General features: G+C 59.9%; 23 protein-coding genes and 2 tRNA genes. 9 read left to right on the top strand and 16 right to left on the bottom strand.

Annotated elements, in window-relative coordinates; translation table 11 throughout:
• Positions 1-5: 5 nt before the first annotated feature.
• The 6 genes from KU43P_RS25480 to KU43P_RS25455 form a co-directional block, all read right to left on the bottom strand.
• Entirely contained in the window at positions 6-419 is a 414-nt protein-coding gene (locus KU43P_RS25480; protein ID WP_317660202.1) for an ASCH domain-containing protein, read from the bottom strand.
• The gene (locus KU43P_RS25475) at positions 391-1,455 is read right to left on the bottom strand and encodes an N-acetyltransferase (RefSeq protein ID WP_317660201.1); all 1,065 of its coding nucleotides are present in this window, start codon (positions 1,453-1,455) and stop codon (positions 391-393) included. Before KU43P_RS25475 ends, KU43P_RS25480 begins: the two co-directional genes overlap by 29 nt.
• A 42-nt stretch (positions 1,456-1,497) precedes the next feature.
• Positions 1,498-2,013, bottom strand: coding sequence for an ATP-binding protein (locus KU43P_RS25470; RefSeq protein WP_317660200.1), 516 nt, complete (start codon positions 2,011-2,013; stop codon positions 1,498-1,500).
• 1,063 nt (positions 2,014-3,076) lie between these two features.
• Positions 3,077-4,405 (bottom strand): tyrosine-type recombinase/integrase, encoded by a 1,329-nt coding sequence (locus tag KU43P_RS25465; RefSeq protein ID WP_317660199.1) that lies wholly within the window; start codon positions 4,403-4,405, stop codon positions 3,077-3,079.
• Positions 4,406-4,570: 165 nt separating this feature from the next.
• Positions 4,571-4,646, bottom strand: a tRNA-Thr gene (locus KU43P_RS25460).
• 98 nt (positions 4,647-4,744) lie between these two features.
• Entirely contained in the window at positions 4,745-4,993 is a 249-nt protein-coding gene (locus KU43P_RS25455) for a hypothetical protein (RefSeq protein WP_317660198.1), read from the bottom strand.
• A 575-nt stretch (positions 4,994-5,568) separates the two neighbouring features.
• On the opposite strand from KU43P_RS25455, the gene KU43P_RS25450 reads away from it, so the two are divergent.
• Together KU43P_RS25450 and KU43P_RS25445 are read left to right on the top strand one after the other, a co-directional pair.
• A complete protein-coding gene (locus KU43P_RS25450) occupies positions 5,569-5,838 on the top strand; it encodes a hypothetical protein (RefSeq protein ID WP_317660197.1) in 270 nt (89 codons plus the stop codon).
• Positions 5,839-5,842: 4 nt separating this feature from the next.
• Positions 5,843-6,115, top strand: coding sequence for a DUF3077 domain-containing protein (locus tag KU43P_RS25445; RefSeq protein WP_317660196.1), 273 nt, complete (start codon positions 5,843-5,845; stop codon positions 6,113-6,115).
• Positions 6,116-6,336: 221 nt separating this feature from the next.
• Here KU43P_RS25445 and KU43P_RS25440 read toward each other — a convergent pair whose 3' ends face one another.
• The 5 genes from KU43P_RS25440 to KU43P_RS25420 form a co-directional block, all read right to left on the bottom strand.
• Positions 6,337-7,539, bottom strand: a complete 1,203-nt coding sequence (locus tag KU43P_RS25440) for a methyltransferase (RefSeq protein WP_317660195.1) — start codon at positions 7,537-7,539, stop codon at positions 6,337-6,339.
• 117 nt (positions 7,540-7,656) lie between these two features.
• Entirely contained in the window at positions 7,657-8,346 is a 690-nt protein-coding gene (locus tag KU43P_RS25435; protein WP_317660194.1) for an ABC transporter permease, read from the bottom strand.
• Positions 8,346-9,038: an ABC transporter permease gene (locus KU43P_RS25430; protein ID WP_317660193.1), complete on the bottom strand. Its 693-nt coding sequence runs from the start codon at positions 9,036-9,038 to the stop codon at positions 8,346-8,348. The genes KU43P_RS25435 and KU43P_RS25430 overlap by 1 nt, the downstream gene beginning before the upstream one ends.
• 54 nt (positions 9,039-9,092) lie before the next feature.
• A complete protein-coding gene (locus KU43P_RS25425) occupies positions 9,093-9,854 on the bottom strand; it encodes an ABC transporter substrate-binding protein (RefSeq protein WP_317660192.1) in 762 nt (253 codons plus the stop codon).
• Between the two features lie 13 nt (positions 9,855-9,867).
• Entirely contained in the window at positions 9,868-10,641 is a 774-nt protein-coding gene (locus tag KU43P_RS25420) for an ABC transporter ATP-binding protein (protein ID WP_317660191.1), read from the bottom strand.
• A gap of 648 nt (positions 10,642-11,289) precedes the next feature.
• Between KU43P_RS25420 and gabP the strand changes: the two genes are divergently transcribed.
• Positions 11,290-12,675: a GABA permease gene (gabP, locus tag KU43P_RS25415; RefSeq protein WP_317660190.1), complete on the top strand. Its 1,386-nt coding sequence runs from the start codon at positions 11,290-11,292 to the stop codon at positions 12,673-12,675.
• 129 nt (positions 12,676-12,804) lie between these two features.
• Here the strand turns inward: gabP and KU43P_RS25410 are convergent, their stop codons facing one another.
• From KU43P_RS25410 to KU43P_RS25390, 5 genes are all read right to left on the bottom strand, one after another.
• Positions 12,805-13,248 carry a hypothetical protein gene (locus tag KU43P_RS25410; RefSeq protein ID WP_317660189.1) on the bottom strand — a complete coding sequence of 148 codons (444 nt, stop codon included), beginning with the start codon at positions 13,246-13,248 and terminating at the stop codon, positions 12,805-12,807.
• Between the two features lie 308 nt (positions 13,249-13,556).
• Positions 13,557-13,632 (bottom strand) — tRNA-Phe (locus tag KU43P_RS25405).
• A gap of 90 nt (positions 13,633-13,722) precedes the next feature.
• On the bottom strand, positions 13,723-13,995 hold the full coding sequence (locus KU43P_RS25400) for an oxidative damage protection protein (protein ID WP_317660188.1): 273 nt from the start codon (positions 13,993-13,995) through the stop codon (positions 13,723-13,725).
• The gene (gene mutY, locus KU43P_RS25395; protein ID WP_317660187.1) at positions 13,992-15,059 is read right to left on the bottom strand and encodes an A/G-specific adenine glycosylase; all 1,068 of its coding nucleotides are present in this window, start codon (positions 15,057-15,059) and stop codon (positions 13,992-13,994) included. The genes KU43P_RS25400 and mutY overlap by 4 nt, the downstream gene beginning before the upstream one ends.
• Complete coding sequence (locus tag KU43P_RS25390; RefSeq protein WP_317660185.1) at positions 15,056-17,299, bottom strand: AsmA family protein; 2,244 nt, start codon at positions 17,297-17,299, stop codon at positions 15,056-15,058. The genes mutY and KU43P_RS25390 overlap by 4 nt, the downstream gene beginning before the upstream one ends.
• A gap of 413 nt (positions 17,300-17,712) precedes the next feature.
• Between KU43P_RS25390 and KU43P_RS25385 the strand changes: the two genes are divergently transcribed.
• From KU43P_RS25385 to hisF, 6 genes are all read left to right on the top strand, one after another.
• On the top strand, positions 17,713-19,371 hold the full coding sequence (locus KU43P_RS25385) for an OFA family MFS transporter (protein WP_317660184.1): 1,659 nt from the start codon (positions 17,713-17,715) through the stop codon (positions 19,369-19,371).
• Between the two features lie 219 nt (positions 19,372-19,590).
• Entirely contained in the window at positions 19,591-20,184 is a 594-nt protein-coding gene (gene hisB, locus KU43P_RS25380; RefSeq protein WP_027594270.1) for an imidazoleglycerol-phosphate dehydratase HisB, read from the top strand.
• Positions 20,185-20,823, top strand: a complete 639-nt coding sequence (hisH, locus tag KU43P_RS25375) for an imidazole glycerol phosphate synthase subunit HisH (protein ID WP_317660183.1) — start codon at positions 20,185-20,187, stop codon at positions 20,821-20,823.
• Positions 20,824-21,084, top strand: coding sequence for a DUF2164 domain-containing protein (locus tag KU43P_RS25370; protein ID WP_008091494.1), 261 nt, complete (start codon positions 20,824-20,826; stop codon positions 21,082-21,084).
• Between the two features lie 27 nt (positions 21,085-21,111).
• Positions 21,112-21,849 carry a 1-(5-phosphoribosyl)-5-[(5-phosphoribosylamino)methylideneamino]imidazole-4-carboxamide isomerase gene (gene hisA, locus KU43P_RS25365; RefSeq protein WP_003255731.1) on the top strand — a complete coding sequence of 246 codons (738 nt, stop codon included), beginning with the start codon at positions 21,112-21,114 and terminating at the stop codon, positions 21,847-21,849.
• A gap of 10 nt (positions 21,850-21,859) precedes the next feature.
• Positions 21,860-22,630: an imidazole glycerol phosphate synthase subunit HisF gene (gene hisF, locus KU43P_RS25360; RefSeq protein WP_011536177.1), complete on the top strand. Its 771-nt coding sequence runs from the start codon at positions 21,860-21,862 to the stop codon at positions 22,628-22,630.
• The last annotated feature ends 21 nt before the right edge of the window (positions 22,631-22,651 follow it).

Here is a 22,651-nt window from a genome sequence, read left to right as displayed (position 1 = left end):
TATCCTTATCCGAGCTCCAGTTCTCGCTGCTGTTCTCTCTCGTTAGGTTTAATATAGCAGAAAGATTGCGGCGGTGAGATTCCAACTCCTACATCAGACAAGTTTTTAGGGGACTCATATTGATGAACAGCTCCGACCGCGATTGCAATAGCTAGATCCTTTCCCTCGTAGTATCGATCAAAATATTTTTTATCGATGCCTGCCGAATTTTTGGTCCGTTCCCAAATTTTTGAAGGGGAGTCGCTATAAATTTTTAGAATCTCGAACTCCCCGACGACCTTTCCCACAGGTTTAGTTGCATAGATCACTACAGTTTTCACGTCGGTGTTCGTAAATGAAACTTTTCGAAATTCGAATTTTTTCTCACCACTAAGAATTTTATTAGCGTACTCAGGCTTGATGGATAATAATACTTTCATTAATTTCACCTTCTTTTGCAATCCATCTTAGCTGTTTCTCTGTAAGCTGGGTGAAATCCCATCGAGTACGGGTGCTAATCAGGCATTCTTCGATAAGCCGTTTGCGGATAATTCTTTTTTTCAGCGCTGCATTATATGTAAATTTTATTATATATGATTTTTGCTTATTAGTAAAATAGTCTTTGAGTTGTTCAATGGTGAAGATGCTATATGGTTTTGTGTATTTAATAAATTGCGCTTCGTTTTTGAAGGATTTTATCTGCCGTACTTCCTCGACTACGCCCAGTGAGGAAACGACGGAGCGATAATAGGCTTTACCTTTTCCATCATTGGTTCGATAAATCGCAACAATGTCACCGGGTTTCAAGCATTTTGTTCTATTTATTCCTGAAATGTATACTTTGTGTATGCTATTTGTGTGTGATACGTCCTCTAGGATATCGTGGCTTTCGCCATTGAGTATTGAGTCAGGTAAGAATGCTGAGTGGTATTCCGGGTAAATTGCGAGAAGGTAGAATTTTTTGTCGGCTAACTCAAAGTGGGGGAAGTCTCTAACGACGTGACCTGTCACTAGATTGAGGTCCCTAGTTAGGACATGTTCTGAGCCATTTATCGAAGTCTTACAGGCGCGCTTTTCGAAACCGTAGCGCTCCAATAAATTAATAAGGCCGGCATGCTTTTCAAAAACCGTCACATAAATGTAGTCAACTTTATGGCTCATCGCATGATCAAAAATTTTTTTGATAAATCTTTCACCAAGCTTTGTTCCGTGGGCATTTATCTTAAGTGTGCCTACCTTCAATGCTTTGCCAGGTGGAAGGGGAGGGGCGATGCTTGGATCCGGATCAGTCTCAAGCTTTAGATATAAAAAGCCGTCCATTCTTTTTCTAGAGTTGTGGAATACGTATGCTTCCTCACCAGCGTTTGCTTTTTTTGCGTACCAAGAGCAGAACTCGCTGTAGTCTTCTTTCAGGGAATTAAAAAAAGGATCGTTTCCATCTATTTCTGAGATTTTTTTGTGCTGCAAGCCTTTCACTTGATACTCCTTTATCGATGTGTATTGTGATGGCGTTATTTATTATTTTTCCAAGTAGGGGATTATGTCCCGATAATTTTTACTGTTGACTATTTTTAGTGGCGTCCCAGTTGCTTGGTGATAGGCGAGAGCATTATTTCTTTCAGAAATGATAAGCTCTTTTATGAGTTTGCGATCCCACTCCTCTTTGTCTCTTGCTTTTAGGCGTGATTCAATATCTTGGATGCTGGACTCAACTAGGATTATTTTATCTACGCTTAAATTGTCGAAGACCTTCTGCGGTAGAACGGTTATTCTGGTTTCGGAATCTAGCAGCGCGAAGTGACCGTCTAGTAATATATTGCGATGATTCATCTTGAGGTCTGCGACAGCCTCAATTAATATTTGTTGATTGCGCTCTATGTCCTGGGTCTCTTTCGAACTGTTCCAGGACGCACTCCCTCGACGTGCTCGAATCAGCTCACTTGCGCTGACGCTTAGATACCCTAAGTCTGCTGCTAGCCGAGAGCATATGGTGGTTTTTCCAGATCCATAAACGCCAGCTACAAATATGATCATAGAAACCTTCATGGTAGGGCAAAGGGAAATCAACCTTGAGAAGTCAACTGTTGAGTGCGTTTTCTTGGCCAGACTGTTTATGGTATCCGAGATGCAATCATTCGTTTTTGGACACTACCAATGTGTGCTGCCGGTGTCTATGGCAAAGCATTTCATCCGTTTAGCGTCATACCCACTGCCTCCTACTTTTACCTCTCGTTCTTTGTCCCACGTCATCCCGCCAAGAATGCTGAGTGTTATCAGGGATCAAGGCCCCTGCGACCTGTGGGGATGTCCTCTAGCGCGGGACTGGCGGCTCCTTACGACCGGGAGCAAGGGCATCTCATGATCTGACCTCCTGAGCACCGTTACCGATGGGCGGGTGGAGGCTGCATTGGCTGACGAGACCAGTGCCGCGAGATCCTGAGCCAGGTGCAAGCAGCAATGCGATGACCGGGGCATGCCTGACTGTCAGTCAGGTGCAATCCATTCCTTGGTCTGCGGCACCATCATCTACATGGCTGTTGCTGGTGACATCGGCGTTTGTCACGCCGATTGTCACGAGGGGGACTGCCGCAAAGCCTTGTGCTATCAGGGCTGCAGCAGTGTTAGAAGTGCCCGTCTCTTTCCACAGAAAGAGACGGGCACAGGTTGGCGCAATAGTCGGCCAAGCGGGTAGGTTGCTGCAGGGCAGCGAGTTACGGTGTATCTGGCGCACGAGCGCCATAGGTATAGGAGCATCCATCACATGGGTAGTGACCGGGCGAGCTGCCGGATGCGAATCGCCCTTGGGGAGAACCACCGCGGGAGCGGCGTGACCTTGAAGGCTCGGGTCACCTGGGGTGCTGTCAACGACAGCGTTTGCAACAACAGTTCTACGCCTGTGGATAGTTTTGGTCAACGCCCCATTCCTCGTGGCCTCTGGGGCTGTGCATGAAATTATCCACCGGTGGAAATCAGTGGTATCCAAAGGATTTGTGTCGACTTTTAGCTTTGCAAAGCGAGGTCCATTCAAACAGGGCGGCTTTGCAGCCCTGTTTGGATGGACCCGAATTAAAGAGCGGCCAGCGGTGTTCTGGAGGGTTCACCGACGATTGAATGCGCCACGCCCACTTGGCAAGGGAGTGATGTTGTCGCCAGCTGGATGGGCGAACTCATGTGGAGTGACATGCCCCGATCTGTTGGCATCGATGTAATTGCTCCACCACGCCATGATCAGCCGACGCTGCTCCAGAAATTCGGCCTTGTGGATATAGGCGGCGCGCACGCGATTGCGTTCCTTGTGGCTCATCTGCCGCTCAATGGCCGCGTCTGTCCACAGCCCTGACTCAAGCAAGGCGCTGCAAGCCATGGTCCTGAATCCATGTCCGCATACCTCCTTGGAGGTGTCGTAGCCAACGTTGCGCAGCACCTGGTTAACCGTGTTCTCCGACATTGGCTTCCAGTACTTGTGGTCACCGGGCAGCACCAGTTCGGAGAAGCGACTCAAGCCGCGCAGCCTCTCAAGGATCGCGATGACTTGGGGAGAGAGCGGCACCATCTGTATGTCTCCGCTCATCTTGGTACCACGAGTGGAATTGCGCACGCCGTCGATTTGCTTGCGGGTGTCCGGGATTTCCCACATCGCCCGTTGCAGGTCGAACTCATCCCAGCGCGCAAAGCGCAGTTCGCTGGAGCGCACGAACACGTGCAGCGTCAGCAATACAGCCAGCTTGGTTAGCTCACGGCCGTTGTAGTTGTCGATCCGGCTGAGTAGTTCGGGCAGGCGGTTGAGTGAGAGGGCAGGGCGGTGCACGGTACGCGGGGCATGAATCGACCCTGCCAGATCGAGCGCAGGATTCTGGCTGATCTGCCGTGCCCGCTTCGCGCCCCGCATGATCGTGGAGAGATAATTCTGCACGCGCAGAGCAACGTCCATGGTGCCGCGCTCTTTGATACGCAGAGTGATCTCAAGCAGATCATGGGTATCAATCTCAGCGATGGGGCGTTGGCCGATCAGGGGGAAGACGTGGGTGCGCAATCGGCTCATGACGGTCTTGGCGTGTCCCTCCGTCCAGCGCCGCGACATTTCGGCATGCCACTCCAGGGCGACGGTTTCAAAAAGCAGGGAAGCTCGTTGAGCAGCTAGCTTCGCTTTCTTCTTCTCTTCCATCGGGTCGAGGTTGTCGAGCAGCAGGGCCTTGGCTTCATCGCGCTTGGTCCTCGCGACGGCCAGCGAGATGATGGGATAGTTGCCGATGATCAGCGTGCCCTCCTTGCCGCTGGGCTTGAAGTAGCGCAATCGCCACGTTTTCACGCCGTTGGGTTTCACGAAGAGGTACATGCCGCCACCGTCGAATAGCTTGTAGGCACGTTCGCGAGGTTTCGCCGTACGGCATTTGAGGTCGCTGAGAGGAACGGCTAGGCGTGGCATAAGGGTACGTTCTCCATGCAGGCAAGACGCTGTACCCTAAAAATACCCCCCGGGGATGGGGTATTTTGTTGGATCCCGACGGAGGGTCCCGGAACGAAAAAACCCGCCAAAGGGCGGGTTTTAGGGGCTTCCAAGGCATTCGGTGGAACGCGATGGAGCTGGATATGGTGCCGGCACCAGGAATCGAACCCGGGACCTACTGATTACAAGTCAGTTGCTCTACCATCTGAGCTATACCGGCAATGGGGCGTCATTATAGCGATCGGATGGCGCCTGTAAACCACTTCCTTTCGATTGTGCGCAAATGAGCTAAGTCACCGGCCCGAAAGGGGAATTTTCCTACCAGCCGCGGTGGATGGTGTTGACGTTTGGTTCGGTCTTCGCGGGGTTGAAGAACAGCTTGTCATTGTCGCAGCCGCGCTTGCGGCACGGGGTTTCGACGCGTAGCGGCAGACCGTTGTCGCCGCCTAGCTGCATGCCGGGGGTATTCCAGTCCAGATTGCTGGTGTGGGGCGCCGGGGTGCTGCTGGCGCAAGCGCCGAGGGCCAGGGTGCAGGCCAACAGGATCAGGGGTTTGGCTCGGGTCACGATGTGAAAGTCCGGTAGTCCATTGTCGGTTCTGGCGCAACGCCAGAAGGTCGCGAGGCTGGTGGGCAGCGTGCGACGTAGCTTTTTAATCATTTGGGATGGGGATGATACACCGGCAGGGTGGCCGAGGGGGCAACGCTTTTGTGCTGGGGTGGCTGTTCTGGCCCTATCGCCGGCAAGCCGGCTCCCACAGGTGTTGTACCGCTCTCGAGGCTTGTGTTGTACCTGTGGGAGCTGGCTTGCCGGCGATAGGGCCATCAGCCAGTAAGGTAATTCTGAACCTAGAACCAAATGCTTCAGGAAAAGTGCATTTGGGAATTATCCTACGCACGCTTGCGAAGTTTCACTGTTGGCGGGGAAGTGGCCCAGGGATACCGTTCCCGGGTCGCCAATTTCTGGTGACCGGGCGTGAGAACCCGCTATGGAGTTACTGAGCTTGCTTTTATGGCAGTCGTACACGGGCAGACTTCGGTCTGGCCGAGCTTTGTAGCTCCCTCGGTTTTCTCACCCCGTGTATGACTGCCGCCTTGATCCGTGAGAAAGGTCACCGTGGCAGTTCAACCGGAGCTGCTGCCATGAAGAAGATTGTCCCCGATCCACCCCGCCAGAAAATCCTCAATACTCCATTTTTTTCGATCCACAGCGACATCACCCCGCCTGACGCGCTTGTCTACGCCACCGAGCTACTGTGCGGCGTCATCGACACCCTCGACGAATACTGCCACCTGCACGCTGGCGAACCCGGCCTGAACATCCTCGGTAACGCTGCCCACGCCACCGATTCGGCACGGGTGCTCGCCGAACATGCACTGGCACGCATAACCGCAGATAAGGGCGGGGAGTGAAGCCATGACCGGAAAAACCACAACCCTTCTGACGGCGGGCGCCGAAACCTTCCTGGAAGTCGGCAACCCACCCATCGACCTGCTGCGCGTTCAACCGGGCATTCCCCTGGACGATGCCTATGAACAGGTTTCAATCCTGCTGGGCTACATCAAGCACCTCGTTCGTGAAGGCGATATGGAAGACGACCACAAGCTGCTGGGTGCTGCTGACTACTTGAGTGCGCTGGCCAAGGCCCTGATGAACGATATCGAAATGGCCAAGAACCGCCTGCACTGAGCCTTTGCGCCTACGCACAAGAAAAGCTTATGCACAAGAGGCATCAAGTGTGTGCGCGAAAGGCATGCCGACTGACTCCACCGCTGGTCTTTGCGCAAACGCCTGTTTTTACTGGGCTTGGAGCGCCTGTAGGAATAACCGAAGGGCTTTAAATAGCGCTCGGCTTGATCCAGTCATCAAAAGCTTGTTCACAGACTTATCCACAGGTTGTACTGCGGCTATCAGTCGCGTTCGGCGAGCAGCAGCAGGTTGCGCGGTGTCAGTGGATATTCGCAAAAGGTGCCAACGCGAACGCTGTAGCCCTGTTCTTCGAGGAACAGGGCGCGGTCCAGCACTAGCCACATTTCCAGCGGTCGGCGGAACAGGTTGCGCAGCCGTTCGAGGTTGCGTACCTCAGCCAGGCGTTGCCAGCCTGCGGCTTCGAGGGCTGCCCAGTCTGGGGTGACGCTCAGCTCCAGCCCGCGCAGCTGCGCCAGGTCGCGGCAGTACTGCTCCAATGGCTTCTCCAGCCAAGCGACCGGCAATGAAGGGGTAGGCAGGTACTCATCGCACTGGCGTTGCTGACGCTGTAGCAGGTCGAAGGCCAGGCGCCGGGCCATCGAGCGGTCGCGCTGGTGCTTTACCCGCGCGCCGGCGGTCACGGTTTCGCTCAGCGGCAGGCCAAGGTCGTTCATCGACAGCCGCAGGGGCGAATGTTGCGCGGCTGTGGATAACGGTTGGTAGTGGTCGCCCGGGACGCGGTTATAGCAGCACGGGGCCACGGCCAAGTGGCGGCAGCCTTGCTGGCTGGCAGTGCGCAGCAGGTGCACGTGCAGCTCGCCACAGGCGTGCAGGGCGACCACGCTCTTGTCGCTGCCCAAGTGGCGGGCGCTGTCTGCGGCCATCACGTCCTGGTGAACATGGGTGGCGGGCAGATGGTGATGGTCACTCAGGGCTTGCCCGGCGCTCACCAGTTCGGCGTCGTACTCCAGGCAGGTCAGTTGCTGGCCGGGCTGTAGCAGCCGGCGGCCGAGGTGGCCTTTGCCCGCGCACCAGTCTAGCCAGTGGTGGGTCTGTTGGTGAAAGCCCAGGCGGCGGCTGAAGGCTTCGATCTGCTGCCATTTGCGGCCGGGGACGTTGACGTCGAGGCGGTGGCCGGCGGGTGGCAGGCCGATGTCGGGTAGGTCGCCCACGGCGGATAGCTGCTGGGCTTGCTGGGCCAGTTGTGGGAAGGGGGCTGGCAGGTCTTGTGGGTCGATGCTGGACTCGGCGTCGGCCAGGGGGCATTGGCGCAGGTAAGCGGCGAGTTCGGGGTATTCGGTTTCCCAGTCGAGGCGCAGGGCGGTGAATGGGCGGGGTTTCCACAGCTGCTGGTGGGCGCTCAGGAATTGGTCGAGGGCCTGGAAGCGGTTGCTTAGGTGGTGGCTGTGGAGGAAAGGGTGCATGGGAGGGGTGAGGTATGGGGTGGATTTTAGGGCCTTATCGCGGATGAATCCGCTCCTACGAGGACCGCGCGGGCCGGTGGTAGGAGCGGATTTATCCGCGATGAAGCCAGTGAGATCTCAACGCCCTTGGCAGGCGTCCACGCGCAACCAGCGCTCCAGCAGCTTGAAGCCTTGCACCAGCACGAACGAGATCACCAGGTAGAACACCCCGGCAGCGAAGAAGATCTCTACCGGCAGGTAGGTTCGGGCAATGATGGTGCGCGCCATGCCGGTCAGTTCCAGCAGGGTCACGGTACTGGCCAGGGCGCTGGCCTTGAGCATCAGGATCACTTCGTTGCTGTACGCCGGCAAGCCGATGCGCGCCGCACGCGGCAGCATGATGTAGAACAGTGTCTTGCCACGCGACATGCCCAGCGCCCGCGCCGCCTCGATTTCACCCTTGGGGATGGCCTGCAGCGCACCGCGCAGGATTTCGGCGATGTAGGCAGCGGTGTGCAGGGTCATGGTCAGCACGGTGCACCAGAACGGATCGCGCAGGTATGGCCACAGGCTGCTCGAACGCACCAGGTCGAACTGCGCCAGGCCGTAGTAGACCAGGAACAACTGCACCAGCAGCGGCGTGCCGCGGAAGAAGAAGATGTAGCCGTAAGGGACAGCGCGCACGTACCAGTGGCGCGAGGAGCGGGCGATGCCCAGCGGGATGGCCAGGATCAACCCGGCGACGACCGCGATGGCGACCAGCTCCAGCGTCAGGGTGGCACCCTGGGCCAGGCGCGGCAGCCACTTGATGATCACTTCCCAATTCATTATTCGGCCCTCGCAAAGCCGCGAGCGGCGCGTTTTTCCATGAAGTGCATGCCGGTCATGGCAACGATGGTCAGGCTCAGGTAGATGCAGGCGGCGACCATATAGAAGGTGAATGGCTCCTTGGTCACGGTCACGCCAATTTGCGCGTGGCGCATGATTTCTTCCAGGCCGATCACCGACACCAGCGCGGTGTCCTTCATCAGGATCATGAACAGGTTGCCGAGGCCGGGCAGGGCGATGCGCCACATCTGCGGCAGGATGATCCGCGACAGGATGCGCCCGTTCGACAGACCCAGCGCCAGGCCGGCCTCGCGGTGGCCTTTGGGGATGGCCAGGATGGCGCCACGGAACACTTCGGTGGCGTAGGCGCCGAAGCACAGCCCCAGGGCGATGACTCCGGCGGCGAAGGCGCTGAGTTCCAGGCCAGGCATGTTCAGGGCTTCGCCGAGGCTGTTCATCAGCCCGACGGTGCCGAAATAGATCAGCAGGACCCACAGCAGTTCGGGCACGCCGCGAACCAGGGTCGAGTAGAAGCCGCCAAGCCATTGCAGTGGCTTGATCGAGGACGTCTTGGCCAGAGCGCCGAGCAGGCCCAGGACCAGCCCCAGCAGCAAGGCGCAAAGCGCCAGTTTTACGGTCATCAAGGTGCCAGCCGCCAGGGCCGGACCGAATCCGTGCAGGTCGATATTCATGGGCAGGGTCGTTCTAAGGACCGGCACGCCCAAGGGCGTACCGGTCGGGGCGAATCAATAGATGCTGAACGGGAAATACTTGTCGTTGATCTTCTTGTAGGTGCCGTCGGCGACAATTTCCTTCAGTGCGGCATTGAGCTTGTTGCGCAGCTCATCGTCGCCTTTGCGAACGGCGATGCCGACCTTGTCGCTGTCGTTGACCGGCTCACCTTTGAACTCATAGTTCTTGCCGGCTTCGGACTTCAGCCAGTCGTAGTTGGCGTATTTGTCGGCGAGGATGGCGTCGAGGCGGCCGGAGGTCAGGTCCAGGTAGGCGTTTTCCTGGCCGTCGTACAGGTTGACCTTGAATTTGCCGTCCATGCCGCCGTGATCGTCCAGCCAGGTCGCAGCTTGGGTGGCGCGCTGGGTGCCGATGGTCTTGCCTTCGAGTGACTTATCGTCGGTCTTGAAGTCGACGTTCTTCGGCGCGATGAACTGTTGCTTGTTCGAGTAGTACGGGTCGGTGAAGTCAACGGACTCCTTGCGCTCGTCGGTGATCGACAGCGAGGAGATCAGGAAGTCGAATTTCTTCGCTTTCAGGGCCGGGATGATGCCGTCCCAGTCGGAGGTGACGACTTCGCACTCGACCTTCATCTTGGCGCACAGGGCGTCGCCGATGTCTTTGTCGAAGCCGACGACCTGGCCGCTGGCATCCTTGTTGTTGAACGGTGGGTAGGCGGCTTCGATACCCATGCGCAGTTTTTCTGCGGCCATGGCGTTGGCCGACATCACCAGGGTGGCGGCAGCTGCCAGGAGGAATTTCTTATAGGTCTGCATTCGTGTTGCTCCGTTAGCGGTGGCTGGACATGAATTGCTTGCAACGCGCCGAGGTCGGGTTCTCGAAGACCTGCTGCGGCGATCCTTGCTCTTCAACCAGGCCCTGGTGCAGGAAGACCACTTCACTGGACACCTGGCGGGCAAAGTTCATCTCGTGTGTCACCAGCAGCATGGTACGGCCTTCTTCGGCCAGTGCGCGGATAACGTTAAGCACTTCCTGGACCATTTCCGGATCGAGCGCCGAAGTTGGCTCGTCGAACAGAATGACCTTGGGCCGCATGGCCAGGGTGCGGGCGATGGCAGCACGCTGCTGCTGGCCACCGGAAAGCTGGGCGGGGTAGCTGTGGCGTTTGTCGTAGATGCCGACCTTGTTCAGCAGCGCCTCGGCGGCTTCGATGGCCTCGGCTTTGCTCTGGCCGAGCACGCGGCGTGGCGCCTCGATGATGTTGTCGAGGATCGACATGTGCGGCCACAGGTTGAAGTTCTGGAAGACGAAGCCGATTTCGCTGCGCAGGCGGTTGATCTGGCGATTGTCGGCAGCTATCAGGTCGCCGTTCTTGGCGGCCTTGAGCTTGAGCGCTTCGCCTGCAACGAGGATTTCACCCTGATGAGGGTTTTCCAGCAGGTTAATGCAGCGCAGCAGGGTGGACTTGCCGGAGCCGGACGATCCCAGGATGGAGATCACGTCACCGTCACGCGCGGTCAGCGAAATGCCCTTGAGAATTTCCTGCTCGCCGTAACGTTTGTGCAGATTGCGGATTTCCAGCGCGGGCGTGGCCTGGGCCATGTGCGGTCCTCATGTGTTCGGGTGCGTTCCCAGCTGTTGGCGGCCTTCCTGGCGTGCGCCAAGCTAGCATAGCGGCATCAGGGCGGCCAACAGGGTCGCAGGGGGCTCGGGGCAGTGGCGGGGCAGTTTGTCGCATCGCTGCAGTGCAACGTCGCGCAGATGTCCGCGAAGGTGTCGCCCAGCTCCAGAGCCTTGATGAAAAAAGGCGCGATGGTGCCAGTTTTGGGCAGGGCTGGGAAGCAATTTTGGCCTCGATCGCGGCTGAAGCCGTACCCGCTGACGCTGCTGCCCCTGTAGGAGCGGGCTTGCCCGCGATTGGCCCGCAAGGCAAAAGGTGATACCGCAAGGTTGCACTTTTTTGCTTTGCAATAGTGCAGAGGTGTTACCGAGGAGCACCTCTGGTGCATTTGTAAGTGGGTATTTCCGTAATCCCGTCTTTCCTGTCGGATTTGACGGCCTTTCGGTCAGGAGTTGGCCGAAAGCCCTGCAAGCCGCGTCCTTTACGCCCTGCCAGTCTTATCTGACGAATGCATTCAGCACATGGCCCGCTTATTGCCGTCTGGAAACCGCCGATTGCAGCGACGCCTAACTCACCCCTGGCGCGCTTCGTATTCAGTCGGGTGGTCCACTCCTTACAAAGGTAGTTTTATGAGCGGTAACAATTCCAATGACCTCGCTCAGGGGCTCAAACAACGGCATGTCACCATGCTGTCCATTGCTGGCGTCATCGGCGCCGGTCTGTTCGTCGGCTCCGGCCACGCCATCGCTGCTGCCGGCCCTGCCGTGCTGCTGGCCTATGCCGCTGCCGGTACCTTGGTGGTGCTGGTGATGCGCATGCTCGGCGAAATGGCCATCGCCTCGCCGGATACTGGTTCGTTCTCCACCTATGCCGACCGCGCCATTGGCCGCTGGGCTGGCTTCACCATTGGCTGGTTGTACTGGTGGTTCTGGGTGCTGGTCATCCCGTTGGAAGCCAACGCGGCTGCAGCGATCCTGCATGCCTGGTTCCCGGCAGTCGACCTGTGGGCCTTCTCCCTCCTTATTACCTTGGCCCTGACGGCGACCAACCTGTGCAGCGTGAAGAACTACGGTGAATTCGAGTTCTGGTTCGCCCTGCTCAAGGTACTGGCGATCATCGGCTTCATCGTGGTCGGCTGCGCTGCCATGTTTGGCTTCATGCCAAGCAGCCAGGTCAGCGGTGCCAGCCACCTGTTCGATACCCAGGGCTTCATGCCCAATGGCCTGGGCGCTGTGCTGGCGGCCATGCTGACCACCATGTTCTCGTTCATGGGTACCGAGATCGTGACCATCGCTGCCGCCGAGTCGAAAGACCCGGGCAAGCAGATCAGCCGTGCAACCAACTCGGTGATTTGGCGTATCTGCCTGTTCTACCTGGTGTCGATCTTCCTGGTCGTGGCCCTGGTGCCGTGGAACGACCCGGCGCTGGCCGAAACCGGTTCCTACCAGACTGTACTGAGCCGCATCGGCGTGCCGAACGCCAAGCTGATCGTCGACATCGTCGTGCTGATCGCCGTGACCAGCTGCCTGAACTCGGCGCTGTACACCTCGTCGCGCATGCTGTTCTCGCTGAGCAAACGGGGTGATGCACCGGCCGTTGCCCAGCGCACCACCAAGGCAGCTACCCCGTATGTGGCGGTATTGCTGTCGACCGCGGCGGCGTTCCTGTGCGTGTTCGCCAACTACGTGGCGCCGGCCCAGGTGTTCGAGTTCCTGCTGGCCAGCTCCGGTGCCATCGCGCTGCTGGTGTACCTGGTGATTGCCGTGTCGCAGTTGCGCATGCGCAGCCAGCGCGAGGCTCGCGGCGAGAAGATCGCCTTCAAGATGTGGCTGTTCCCGGGGCTGACCTGGGCGACCATTGCCTTCATCGTTGCCATTCTGGTGGTGATGGCCCTGCGTGAGGACCACCGTGCCGAGATCATCGCGACTGCGCTGCTGAGCATTGGTGTGGTAGCAGCGGGCTTGCTGGTGCATCGCAAGCGTGAGGCTGCTGGGCGGGTGGCGCTGGATAACTGATCCGCGCGGGCTGCAATTAAAAAAGGCCGCGCCCTGGGTAGGGCGCGGCCTTTTTGTTTGTCTGTGCCGGCCCTATCGCCGGCAAGCCGGCTCCTACAGGTACCCCGCAAGCTTCAGGGCGGTGAGGTTTTAGCCAAACTGCTTCTGCTGTTGTTGCTGCTTGGCTACCAGCTCGGAAGCGGCGATATAGGCTTCCTGGAACTCGTCGCTCTCCAGCCAGGCCATGGTGGTGTCTTCGTCGGCGCCATCAAGCCAGGTGCGGTAGGCGTTGAACACCAGCACGATGTAGTCGGTGGCGTGTTCTTCTTTGTGGCCCTTGAGCACCAGTGCCAGCAGCGGGTCGACCAGGAACACCGAGATCATCGCGACCAGGCTGGTTTCCTGTGCGGCTTTCATCTTGTTGAACAGCTCCTTGTAGCTGTCCGACTCCATGGCCTTGTGGAAAACCTGCTCGATGCTGGCGCTGTCACCCGTGCTTGCCTTGACCGCCTGGCCGCTGCGCACCATGCGGTTCTGCTTGGCCTTGCTGGCGGCGCGTTTGGCGCGTTTCTGTTGCTTGGTATTGGAGGCCATGGGGCGATTCCTTGGGTGTGTCCGAAAAGTGCGCGTATTGAAGCGCAGTTGCCTGGGAAACCCAAGTGTTGCTGACAGAGGCCGCTGTGCGGCCCATCGCCGGCAAGCCGGCTCCTACAGGTACAACGCCAAACCTGTGGGAGCCGGCTTGCCGGCGATGGGCTGCGCACGACCGACCAGTAGCTCATCCGGCGCTTGGGGTGAAGCTGCTGATCCTGCTGCAAAAATCACAGACAACAAAAAACCCGCACTAGGCGGGTTTCTTGTTGTCGCTTCGGGTAACTTTGCAACCACCAGAAGCTTGAAGGTGGTGCCCAGAGACGGAGTCGAACCGCCGACACGAGGATTTTCAATCCTCTGCTCTACCGACTGAGCTATCTGGGCGACGAGGTGAATTAAATAGATTTCCAGACCGCTCGTCAACGACTTTTTGAAAAAATTTTAAATTAATTCCGTCGCTTACGATTTCTGGGGTCATACGGCCGGTGGTACGTAGCCTTCCGCCTGGGCGTATTCTTCGCCGGCGAAAAACTTGTCCATCTCGCCTTGGAGGAACTTGCGGTCCTCGGCGTTCATCATGTTCAGGCGCTTTTCGTTGATCAGCATGGTCTGGTGCTTCTGCCAGTCGGCCCAGGCTTTCTGCGAGATGTGATCAAAGATGTCCTGGCCCTTGGCGCCTGGGTAAGGCGGGCGGTCCAGGCCTGGCAATTCTTCTTTGTACTTGCGGCACATCACGGTGCGGGTCATCGGGCATCTCCTGCAATCAGTTCGTCGGCCGCGCGTTTGAGCAGCTTCTTGACCGGGGCGGCGAGGCCCAGGCGCGGCGGGGTGGCGAGGTTATACCAGAGCCAGTCGGCCTCGGCCATGTGCTGGCCGACCGGGTCGACGCGTACCAGCCACGGCTCGATCGCCAGCTGGAAATGGCTGAAGGTATGGGTCAGGCCGTCAAGCGCGCGGCTCTCGGCCAGGCGCAGGCCGTGCTGGTAGGCGAGGTCGTCGAGTTGGCCGATGTCGTCCAGCTCGGGCAGGCTCCACAAGCCGCCCCAAAGGCCACTGGAAGGGCGGCGATACAGCAGGATAGCGCCTTCGTGGTTGGCCAGCAGCGGCATCAGCGTGCGCCGTTGAGGCAGCGCCTTGCGTGGTTTGGGCTCGGGGTAGCGGGTTTCTTCACCGTGCAGGTGGGCTTCGCAGCCGCGCTGCAACGGGCAGATCAGGCAACTGGGCTTGCTACGGGTGCACAGCGTGGCGCCCATGTCCATCATCGCCTGGGTGTAGTGGTTGGCACGCTGCTGCGGGGTGAAGCGTTCGGCTGTGGCCCATAGCTGGTTGGCGACCTTGGGTTCGCCGGGGTAGCCGGGCTGGGCGGTGTAGCGGGCCAGTACGCGCTTGACGTTACCGTCGAGAATCGGCGCACGGATGCCCATGCTGATGCTGGCAATGGCCCCGGCGGTGGAGCGGCCGATGCCGGGCAGTTCGGTGAGTTGCTCGACGCTGCGCGGGAACTCGCCGCCATACTGCTCCACGACCACCTTCGCGGCCTTCTGCAGGTTGCGCGCACGGGTGTAGTAACCCAGCCCGGTCCACAGGTGCAGCACTTCGTCTTCTGGTGCCTCGGCCAGCGCCTGCACGGTCGGCAGGGCCTGCATGAAGCGGTCGAAGTAGTTGAGCACGGTGCTGACCTGGGTCTGCTGCAGCATGATTTCCGACACCCACACCCGGTAAGGGGTGATGCCCTGTTGCCAGGGCAGGTCGTGGCGGCCGTGCTGGTCGTACCAGGCCAGCACGGCGCTGGAGAACTGCTCTGGGCTCATCGCTTGAACAGCCCCTTGAGCGTTTCTTTCAGTTCTGGGCTCACTTTGTCTCCGAGTTTTTCATCGAGCTTTTCATCGATCTTGTCTTTCAGGCGGTTGCCAGCCAACTTCGCTGCGACCTTGCCCAGGCCGTCCTGGTCCAGGCGGCAGGCCTTGGCACCCAGCTCCAGCGGGCCACGGCAGCGCAGCGGCACTTCGACGCCTGCGAAGCGTTCGTTGACCTGGCAGGCCGGGTCCGGCATGGCACGCTGGTCACCTTCGACGATCACGCCGACGTTGTAGTCCATGCCCAGTACGCGCAGGTCGAGGTCGCCGTGGCCGTTGACGGTAAGGCCGGGGATACGCGCCTTGAGGTCCGGATTGCTGGCTACGCCGTTGCGCACCACCAGGCTGCCGCGCAGCTCTTCGAACGGGGTGTCCTTGCCGCGGGGTTCGCCGCTGAGGGTCTTGCGGTTGAGGGTGGCGATGGCCTGGCACAGCTGCTGTTCCAGGTTGGCGTTGACCAGCACGCCATCGTTGATGGTGAAGTTTGCGCTGCCGTTGAGGGTTTCGACCAGTGCTTTCTGGCTGTTGCCAGTCGCGGTCAGGTCGCTGGTCAGGGTCAGCAGGCCCTTGACCGGTGGGGTCTGCTCCTTGCCTTCACGCTTGATGAAGTGCTCGACCGGCACGCGGTTGATCTTGGTGTTCAAGCCAACCTGCGGCACGGCAGGGCGTACGTCGACGCTGCCCTTGGCTTCGAAGCTGCCATTGTAGAGGCCGCCGCGCAGCCCTTGCAGGGTCAGCAGGCCGCCCTGGCCGGTGGCTTGCAGCTGGGCATCGCTGATCGGCAGTTTGTCCAGGGTCAGCGAACCGAAGGCTAGGTCGGCTTGCAGGTCGAGCTCGCGCAGGCGGTCTACCGGCAACAGCTTGTCGTTGCTCCACGCCACCTGAGTCGGCGCGTTGGGCAGTGGCGAGCTGCCGGGGTTGCCCAAGGCGGTGGCTTCCTGTTGCTGCACTTCGCTCTGGCGTGCGGCGGTGGCGCCCTTGGCCTCTTCGCTCTTGGCCGGCAGGTAACGGTCGGCGTCGAACTTGTCGCCCTTGAGCTGCAGGCGCAGGGCCTGCTTGGCGAAGTCTTCGACGGCCACGCGGCCGGTGAAGGTGCTGTCGTCCAGTTTTACCGCAAGGTCTGCCAGGGCCAGGCTGTTCGGGGTGCCCTGCAGGCGGGTCACCAGCTCCAGCTTGCTGAAGGCGGCCGGGTCATTGGTGGCGGGCAGGGTGCGGCCAATCCCGTCGAGGAAGGTGCGCAGGTTGAACTGCGCAATCGACAAGCCACCGCTGAGCTGCGGAGCCTTGTCCAGGTCGCGCAGGTTCAGCTCGCCGAGGGCACGCAGTTGGTTGGCCGAGATTTTCAGGCCGTTCCACGACGCGACGTTGGCAGCCATGTCGACCAACAGCTGGCCTTGAGCGGCGAAGGTCACGGTCTTGCCGCCGGTTGGCTCACCCGAGGTTTCGCCCGAAAGGCGCATGTCTTCGAAGTTGTAGCGCTTGAGCTTGCGGTCGAAGCGCAGTTCGCCGGCCAGTTCGGTGCGGGCCTTGAGGTTCGGCTGGCTGGCGCTGAGGAAGGCACTGGCCTTGAGCGCAATGTTGCTGCCCTCGTGAACCGGGCCGGTACTCAACTGGATGCTTTCAGCGCTGTAGCTCTTGCCGTTCTGGGCATCGGTGTACTGCACTCGGGCGTTGTTCACGGTGAGGCTGTCGATGTCGAGTTTGACTGCGCGTTCGCTGCCGCTTTCGGCGGGCGTGCCTGGTTGCTCCGCGGGGGCCGGCGCATTGGCGCTTGTGCCGCCCTGGGGCGGTAGTGGTTTGCCGATGTCTTGCCAGTTGCCGTGGCCCTGTTCGTCGCGGACCAGGGTCAGGTTCAGGCCTTCGACGCGTACATCGCTCATCTGCACTTCGCGGCGCAGCAAGGGCAGTACACGAACCGACAGGCCAAGCATCTGCAAGTCGGCAAAGGGCTCGGTGGGTTTGTTCAAGGTAGCGATGCTGGCGTCGTGCAGCTCCAGCCCCAGCCAGGGGAACAGGCTCCAGCCGATATCGCCATTGAGGGTCAGCTCGACATGGGCCTTGTCGCGCGCCAACTGGCGGATCTCGTCTTTGTAGTCGTTGGGATCGAAGAGGTGGGTCAGGGCGAAGCCCAGTGCCACGATGATCAGCAGCAACCCGAGAAGCCCCAGTCCCAGGATTTTGCCGAACGCTTTCATGGGCGAGTCCTTGTAGTCCGTTTTTGAATTTCAAGCGGTTGAGTATAGCGCCGCCGGGGTAGGCCCTGCGTATCCGACTAGAGATACAGGGCATTTCCTACTAATGAATGAGGTAGTGCGGCTTTCGACAGCTTGAAAGGTGTCAGTTCCGTCGGTGTGACAGTGCCGTTCTCTGCGCGGGCAAACCCGTTCCTGCAGGTGTCGGCAGAAATACCGTTTCAGCTGTGCAAAAAATAACGATATCAGATTGCTTTCATGGCACTTGATGCTGCTAACCTTGCGCCGCTTGCGTGGTGCGTCGCGACCGATTGTCGCGGGCGTTGCCGCTAACGGCCGTGTTTCGCCTTGTGTGCAGCCAGAAGAGCCGGGCATTCAATCCGCGGGCATCGTCTACCTACAAAAGGATCGAATCCATGAACAGCAGTATCACGGCAGGAGCCGCCGCCAGCGCGCCGGGCTTCTTGTCGAAGGAGCGCATCATCGCCCGCCCGGGCTTCAACCGCTGGCTGGTACCACCGGCAGCCCTGGCCATTCACCTGTGCATCGGCATGGCCTACGGCTTCTCGGTGTTCTGGCTGCCGTTGTCCCAGGCCATCGGCATCACCGCGCCGGTTGCCTGCTCGGCGGACATGGGCTTCATCGCCCGCCTGTTCAGTGCCGAGTGCGATTGGCCAATCTCGATGCTGAGCTGGATCTACACCCTGTTCTTCGTCTTCCTCGGCTGCTCGGCCGCCGTGCTCGGCGGCTGGCTGGAACACGCCGGCCCGCGCAAGGCCGGCCTGGTGTCGGCGCTGTGCTGGTGTGGCGGCATGCTGATTTCAGCGATCGGCGTGAAAACCCACCAGCTGTGGCTGATGTGGCTGGGGTCCGGTGTCATCGGGGGTATCGGCTTGGGCCTGGGCTACATCTCCCCGGTTTCGACCTTGATCAAGTGGTTCCCGGACAAACGCGGCATGGCCACCGGCATGGCGATCATGGGCTTCGGGGGGGGCGCCATGGTGGGAGCGCCCTTGGCGACCGCGCTGATGGGCCACTTCGGCAACGAGCATGAAGTCGGGGTATGGCAGAGCTTCGTCGCCATGGCCGCGATCTACTTCGTGTTCATGACCGCCGGTGCCCTGGCGTACCGTGTGCCGCCTACCGGCTGGAAGCCCGAGGGCTGGACTGCGCCGGTGAAGAAGGCCAACGCGATGGTCACCGATCGCCATGTGCACGTGAGTGTTGCATGGAAAACCCCGCAATTTGCGCTTATCTGGCTGGTTTTGTGCCTCAACGTGTCGGCGGGTATCGGTATTCTGGGCATGGCCTCGCCGCTGTTGCAGGAAGTGTTCGCCGGCAAGCTGCTGGGCAACGAGCTGACCTTCAGCGAGCTGAACGCCGCGCAACTGGCACAGATTGCCGCGATCGCTGCGGGCTTCACCGGCCTGCTGAGCCTGTTCAACATTGGCGGGCGCTTCTTCTGGGCCTCGTTCTCGGACTACATCGGCCGCAAGAACACCTACTTCGCCTTCTTCGCCCTGGGTGTCGGCCTTTACAGCCTGGTGCCTAACATGGGCCACTTGGGTAACGTGGCACTGTTCGTGGCGGCCTTCTGCATCATCCTGTCCATGTACGGCGGCGGTTTCGCCACCGTGCCGGCTTACCTGGCCGACCTGTTCGGTACGCAGATGGTAGGCGCCATCCACGGTCGCCTGCTGACTGCCTGGGCGGCGGCGGGTGTGCTGGGGCCGGTGCTGATCACCTACCTGCGCGAGTATCAGCTGGCGGCGGGCGTGGAGCGGGCAGCGGCTTATGACATGACCCTGTACATCCTTGCCGGCCTGCTGGTGCTGGGTTTCATCTGCAACATGCTGGTGCGGCCGGTGGCGGACAAGCACTTCATGAGCGATGCCGAACTGGCGGCCGAGCGGGCGCTGAGCCACGACAAGGGTGCCGACGGTGCGCGTTCGCTGGAGTGGCATGCCGCGCCGGGGAGCCTGCCGCTGGTACTGGTGGCCTGGGCGGTGGTAGTGATTCCGTTGGCTTGGGGGGTGTGGATTACCCTGCAGAAGACGGCGGTGTTGTTCCACTGAAGGGTATGACAGCTGGCTGATTGGCTGGCTGTGATGGCTTCATCGCCGGCAAGCCGGCTCCCACAGCTACTCTGCAACGCTCAAGATTGTGGGAGCTGGCTTGCCCGCGATGGGCTGCAAAGCAGCCCTTGCATCGCCATATGTCATCCGCGTTTCAAGCTGGCGCGATCTGGGCCTATAATGGAGCCCTTTTCGCCCAATGATTTTGCGGAGCTGGTGATGGTCGAACGTAAGGCTTCCGTCGAGCGCAATACCCTGGAAACCCAGGTCAAGTGCTCGATCAACCTCGATGGCAGTGGCAAGGCTCGATTCGATATCGGCGTGCCTTTCCTTGAACACATGCTCGACCAGATCGCCCGCCATGGGCTGATCGATCTGGATATCGAATGCAAGGGCGACCTGCATATCGACGATCACCATACCGTCGAAGACGTCGGTATCACGCTGGGCCAGGCATTCGCCCAGGCCATCGGCGACAAGAAAGGCATCTTCCGCTACGGCCACGCCTACGTGCCGCTGGACGAAGCGCTGTCGCGCGTGGTCATCGACTTCTCCGGCCGCCCCGGCCTGCAGATGCATGTGCCGTACACCCGCGCCACGGTCGGTGGTTTCGATGTCGACCTGTTCCAGGAGTTCTTCCAGGGCTTCGTCAACCACGCCCTGGTGAGCCTGCACATCGACAACCTGCGTGGCCACAACACCCACCACCAGATCGAAACCGTGTTCAAGGCCTTTGGCCGCGCCCTGCGCATGGCCATCACCCTGGACGAGCGCATGGCCGGGCAGATGCCATCCACCAAGGGATGCCTGTAAATGCAGACGGTAGCCGTAATCGACTATGGCATGGGCAACCTTCACTCGGTGGCCAAGGCGCTGGAGCATGTCGGCGCCGGCAAGGTGCTGGTCACCAGCGACGCTGCGGTGATTCGTGAAGCTGACCGTGTGGTATTCCCAGGCGTCGGCGCGATTCGCGACTGCATGGCCGAAATCCGCCGCCTGGGCTTCGACACCCTGGTGCGTGAAGTCAGCCAGGACCGCCCGTTCCTCGGTATCTGCGTGGGCATGCAAGCTTTGCTCGACCGCAGCGAAGAAAACGAAGGCGTCGACTGTATCGGCCTGTTCCCCGGCCAGGTGCGCTTCTTCGGCAAGGGCCTGGAAGAGGACGGCGAGCACCTGAAGGTGCCGCACATGGGCTGGAACGAGGTCAGCCAGACCATCGACCACCCGTTGTGGCACGACATCCCGGACCGCGCGCGCTTCTACTTCGTGCACAGCTACTACATCAATGCCGGCAAGCCGGGCCAGGTGGTCGGCCGCGGCCATTACGGCGTCGATTTCGCCGCTGCGCTGGCTGATGGTTCGCGCTTTGCCGTGCAGTTCCACCCGGAGAAGAGCCATACCCATGGCCTGCAGTTGCTGCAGAACTTCGTCGCCTGGGACGGGCGCTGGTAAATGAGCAGGTCGAAGACCAAGGCCCCGGTCATTACCCTGGCCCCCGAACAGGAGCGCGAGGCGCTCGATACCCTCAAGCGTTTTCTCGAAGACCGTTTCGAGTTGCAGCTGGGGTCGTTCGAAGTGGCTGAAGTCCTCGACGTGTTCAGCAAAGAGATTGCACCCCATTACTACAACAGGGCGATTGCCGATGTTCAGCTGCACCTCAAGGAGCGGTTCGAGAGCATCGAAAGCGACCTGTGGGCACTCGAGAAGCCCTGAAACCCAACAAATAGACAGGTTCCCAAGATGCTGATTATCCCCGCTATCGATCTGAAGGACGGTGCCTGCGTGCGCCTGCGCCAGGGCCGGATGGAAGACTCCACGGTATTCTCCGACGACCCGGTGAGCATGGCCGCCAAGTGGGTCGAGGGTGGCTGCCGCCGCCTGCACCTGGTCGATCTCAACGGCGCCTTCGAAGGCCAGCCGGTCAACGGTGAAGTGGTCACTGCCATCGCCAAGCGCTACCCGAACCTGCCGATCCAGATCGGCGGCGGCATCCGTTCGCTGGAAACCATCGAACACTACGTCAAGGCCGGCGTCAGCTACGTGATCATCGGCACCAAGGCGGTCAAGCAGCCTGAGTTCGTCGCCGAGGCGTGCAAGGCATTCCCGGGCAAGGTCATTGTCGGCCTGGACGCCAAGGACGGTTTCGTCGCCACCGACGGCTGGGCTGAAGTGAGCTCGGTGCAGGTCATTGACCTGGCCAAGCGCTTCGAGGCCGATGGCGTCTCGGCGATCGTCTACACCGACATCGCCAAAGACGGCATGATGCAAGGCTGCAACGTGCCGTTCACCAAGGCGCTGGCCGAAGCCACCCGCATTCCGGTGATCGCCTCGGGCGGCATCCACAACCTGGGTGACATCAAGGCCCTGCTGGACGCCAAGGCCCCAGGCATCATCGGCGCCATCACCGGCCGTGCCATCTACGAAGGCACCCTCGATGTCGCCGAGGCCCAGGCCTTCTGCGACAACTACCAAGGCTGAGGACTGAACCATGGCACTGGCCAAGCGCATCATCCCTTGCCTGGACGTGGACAACGGCCGGGTGGTCAAGGGCGTCAAGTTCGAGAACATCCGTGATGCCGGCGACCCGGTGGAAATCGCCCGTCGCTACAACGAGCAGGGTGCCGACGAAATCACCTTCCTCGACATCACCGCCAGCGTCGATGGCCGCGACACCACGCTGCATACCGTCGAGCGCATGGCCAGCCAGGTATTCATCCCGCTGACCGTGGGCGGTGGCGTGCGCACCGTGCAAGACATCCGCAACCTGCTCAATGCCGGTGCCGACAAGGTTTCGATCAACACGGCGGCAGTGTTCAACCCGGAGTTCGTGGGTGAGGCGGCGGACCGTTTCGGTTCGCAGTGCATCGTCGTCGCCATCGACGCCAAGAAGGTGTCCGGCCCGGGTGAAGCACCGCGCTGGGAGATCTTCACCCACGGCGGGCGCAAGCCGACCGGGCTGGATGCCGTGGAGTGGGCGAAGAAGATGGAGGGCCTGGGTGCCGGCGAGATCCTGCTGACCAGCATGGATCAGGACGGCATGAAGAACGGTTTCGACCTGGGTGTTACCCGGGCGATTAGCGATGCGCTGGGGATTCCGGTGATTGCCTCGGGGGGTGTGGGTAACCTGCAGCACCTGGCGGATGGCATTCTGGAAGGGCATGCCAGTGCGGTGCTGGCGGCGAGTATCTTCCACTTTGGCGAGTATACGGTGCCGGAGGCCAAGGCCTACATGGCTTCGCGCGGGATCGTCGTTCGCTGATCGATTGATTGGGGCTGCTTT

Origin of the sequence: Pseudomonas sp. KU43P (assembly GCF_033095865.1) — a bacterium.
Lineage (GTDB): Bacteria > Pseudomonadota > Gammaproteobacteria > Pseudomonadales > Pseudomonadaceae > Aquipseudomonas.
Note: the sequence above shows the minus strand (reverse complement) of the source record. Positions and strands in the feature narration are given on the sequence as shown.

Excerpts from the sequence above, each read along its gene's own strand:
- KU43P_RS25465 (WP_317660199.1), bottom strand. The coding sequence starts at position 4,405 with ATGCCACGCCTAGCCGTTCCTCTCAGCGACCTCAAATGCCGTACGGCG.
- KU43P_RS25420 (WP_317660191.1), bottom strand. The coding sequence starts at position 10,641 with ATGGCCCAGGCCACGCCCGCGCTGGAAATCCGCAATCTGCACAAACGT.
- hisH (WP_317660183.1), top strand. The coding sequence starts at position 20,185 with ATGCAGACGGTAGCCGTAATCGACTATGGCATGGGCAACCTTCACTCG.
- KU43P_RS25450 (WP_317660197.1), top strand. The coding sequence starts at position 5,569 with ATGAAGAAGATTGTCCCCGATCCACCCCGCCAGAAAATCCTCAATACT.
- KU43P_RS25480 (WP_317660202.1), bottom strand. The coding sequence starts at position 419 with ATGAAAGTATTATTATCCATCAAGCCTGAGTACGCTAATAAAATTCTT.
- gabP (WP_317660190.1), top strand. The coding sequence starts at position 11,290 with ATGAGCGGTAACAATTCCAATGACCTCGCTCAGGGGCTCAAACAACGG.
- KU43P_RS25400 (WP_317660188.1), bottom strand. The coding sequence starts at position 13,995 with ATGACCCGCACCGTGATGTGCCGCAAGTACAAAGAAGAATTGCCAGGC.
- KU43P_RS25410 (WP_317660189.1), bottom strand. The coding sequence starts at position 13,248 with ATGGCCTCCAATACCAAGCAACAGAAACGCGCCAAACGCGCCGCCAGC.
- KU43P_RS25440 (WP_317660195.1), bottom strand. The coding sequence starts at position 7,539 with ATGCACCCTTTCCTCCACAGCCACCACCTAAGCAACCGCTTCCAGGCC.
- mutY (WP_317660187.1), bottom strand. The coding sequence starts at position 15,059 with ATGAGCCCAGAGCAGTTCTCCAGCGCCGTGCTGGCCTGGTACGACCAG.
- KU43P_RS25435 (WP_317660194.1), bottom strand. The coding sequence starts at position 8,346 with ATGAATTGGGAAGTGATCATCAAGTGGCTGCCGCGCCTGGCCCAGGGT.
- KU43P_RS25425 (WP_317660192.1), bottom strand. The coding sequence starts at position 9,854 with ATGCAGACCTATAAGAAATTCCTCCTGGCAGCTGCCGCCACCCTGGTG.
- KU43P_RS25445 (WP_317660196.1), top strand. The coding sequence starts at position 5,843 with ATGACCGGAAAAACCACAACCCTTCTGACGGCGGGCGCCGAAACCTTC.
- hisA (WP_003255731.1), top strand. The coding sequence starts at position 21,112 with ATGCTGATTATCCCCGCTATCGATCTGAAGGACGGTGCCTGCGTGCGC.
- hisB (WP_027594270.1), top strand. The coding sequence starts at position 19,591 with ATGGTCGAACGTAAGGCTTCCGTCGAGCGCAATACCCTGGAAACCCAG.
- KU43P_RS25470 (WP_317660200.1), bottom strand. The coding sequence starts at position 2,013 with ATGATCATATTTGTAGCTGGCGTTTATGGATCTGGAAAAACCACCATA.
- KU43P_RS25430 (WP_317660193.1), bottom strand. The coding sequence starts at position 9,038 with ATGAATATCGACCTGCACGGATTCGGTCCGGCCCTGGCGGCTGGCACC.
- KU43P_RS25370 (WP_008091494.1), top strand. The coding sequence starts at position 20,824 with ATGAGCAGGTCGAAGACCAAGGCCCCGGTCATTACCCTGGCCCCCGAA.
- KU43P_RS25385 (WP_317660184.1), top strand. The coding sequence starts at position 17,713 with ATGAACAGCAGTATCACGGCAGGAGCCGCCGCCAGCGCGCCGGGCTTC.
- hisF (WP_011536177.1), top strand. The coding sequence starts at position 21,860 with ATGGCACTGGCCAAGCGCATCATCCCTTGCCTGGACGTGGACAACGGC.
- KU43P_RS25390 (WP_317660185.1), bottom strand. The coding sequence starts at position 17,299 with ATGAAAGCGTTCGGCAAAATCCTGGGACTGGGGCTTCTCGGGTTGCTG.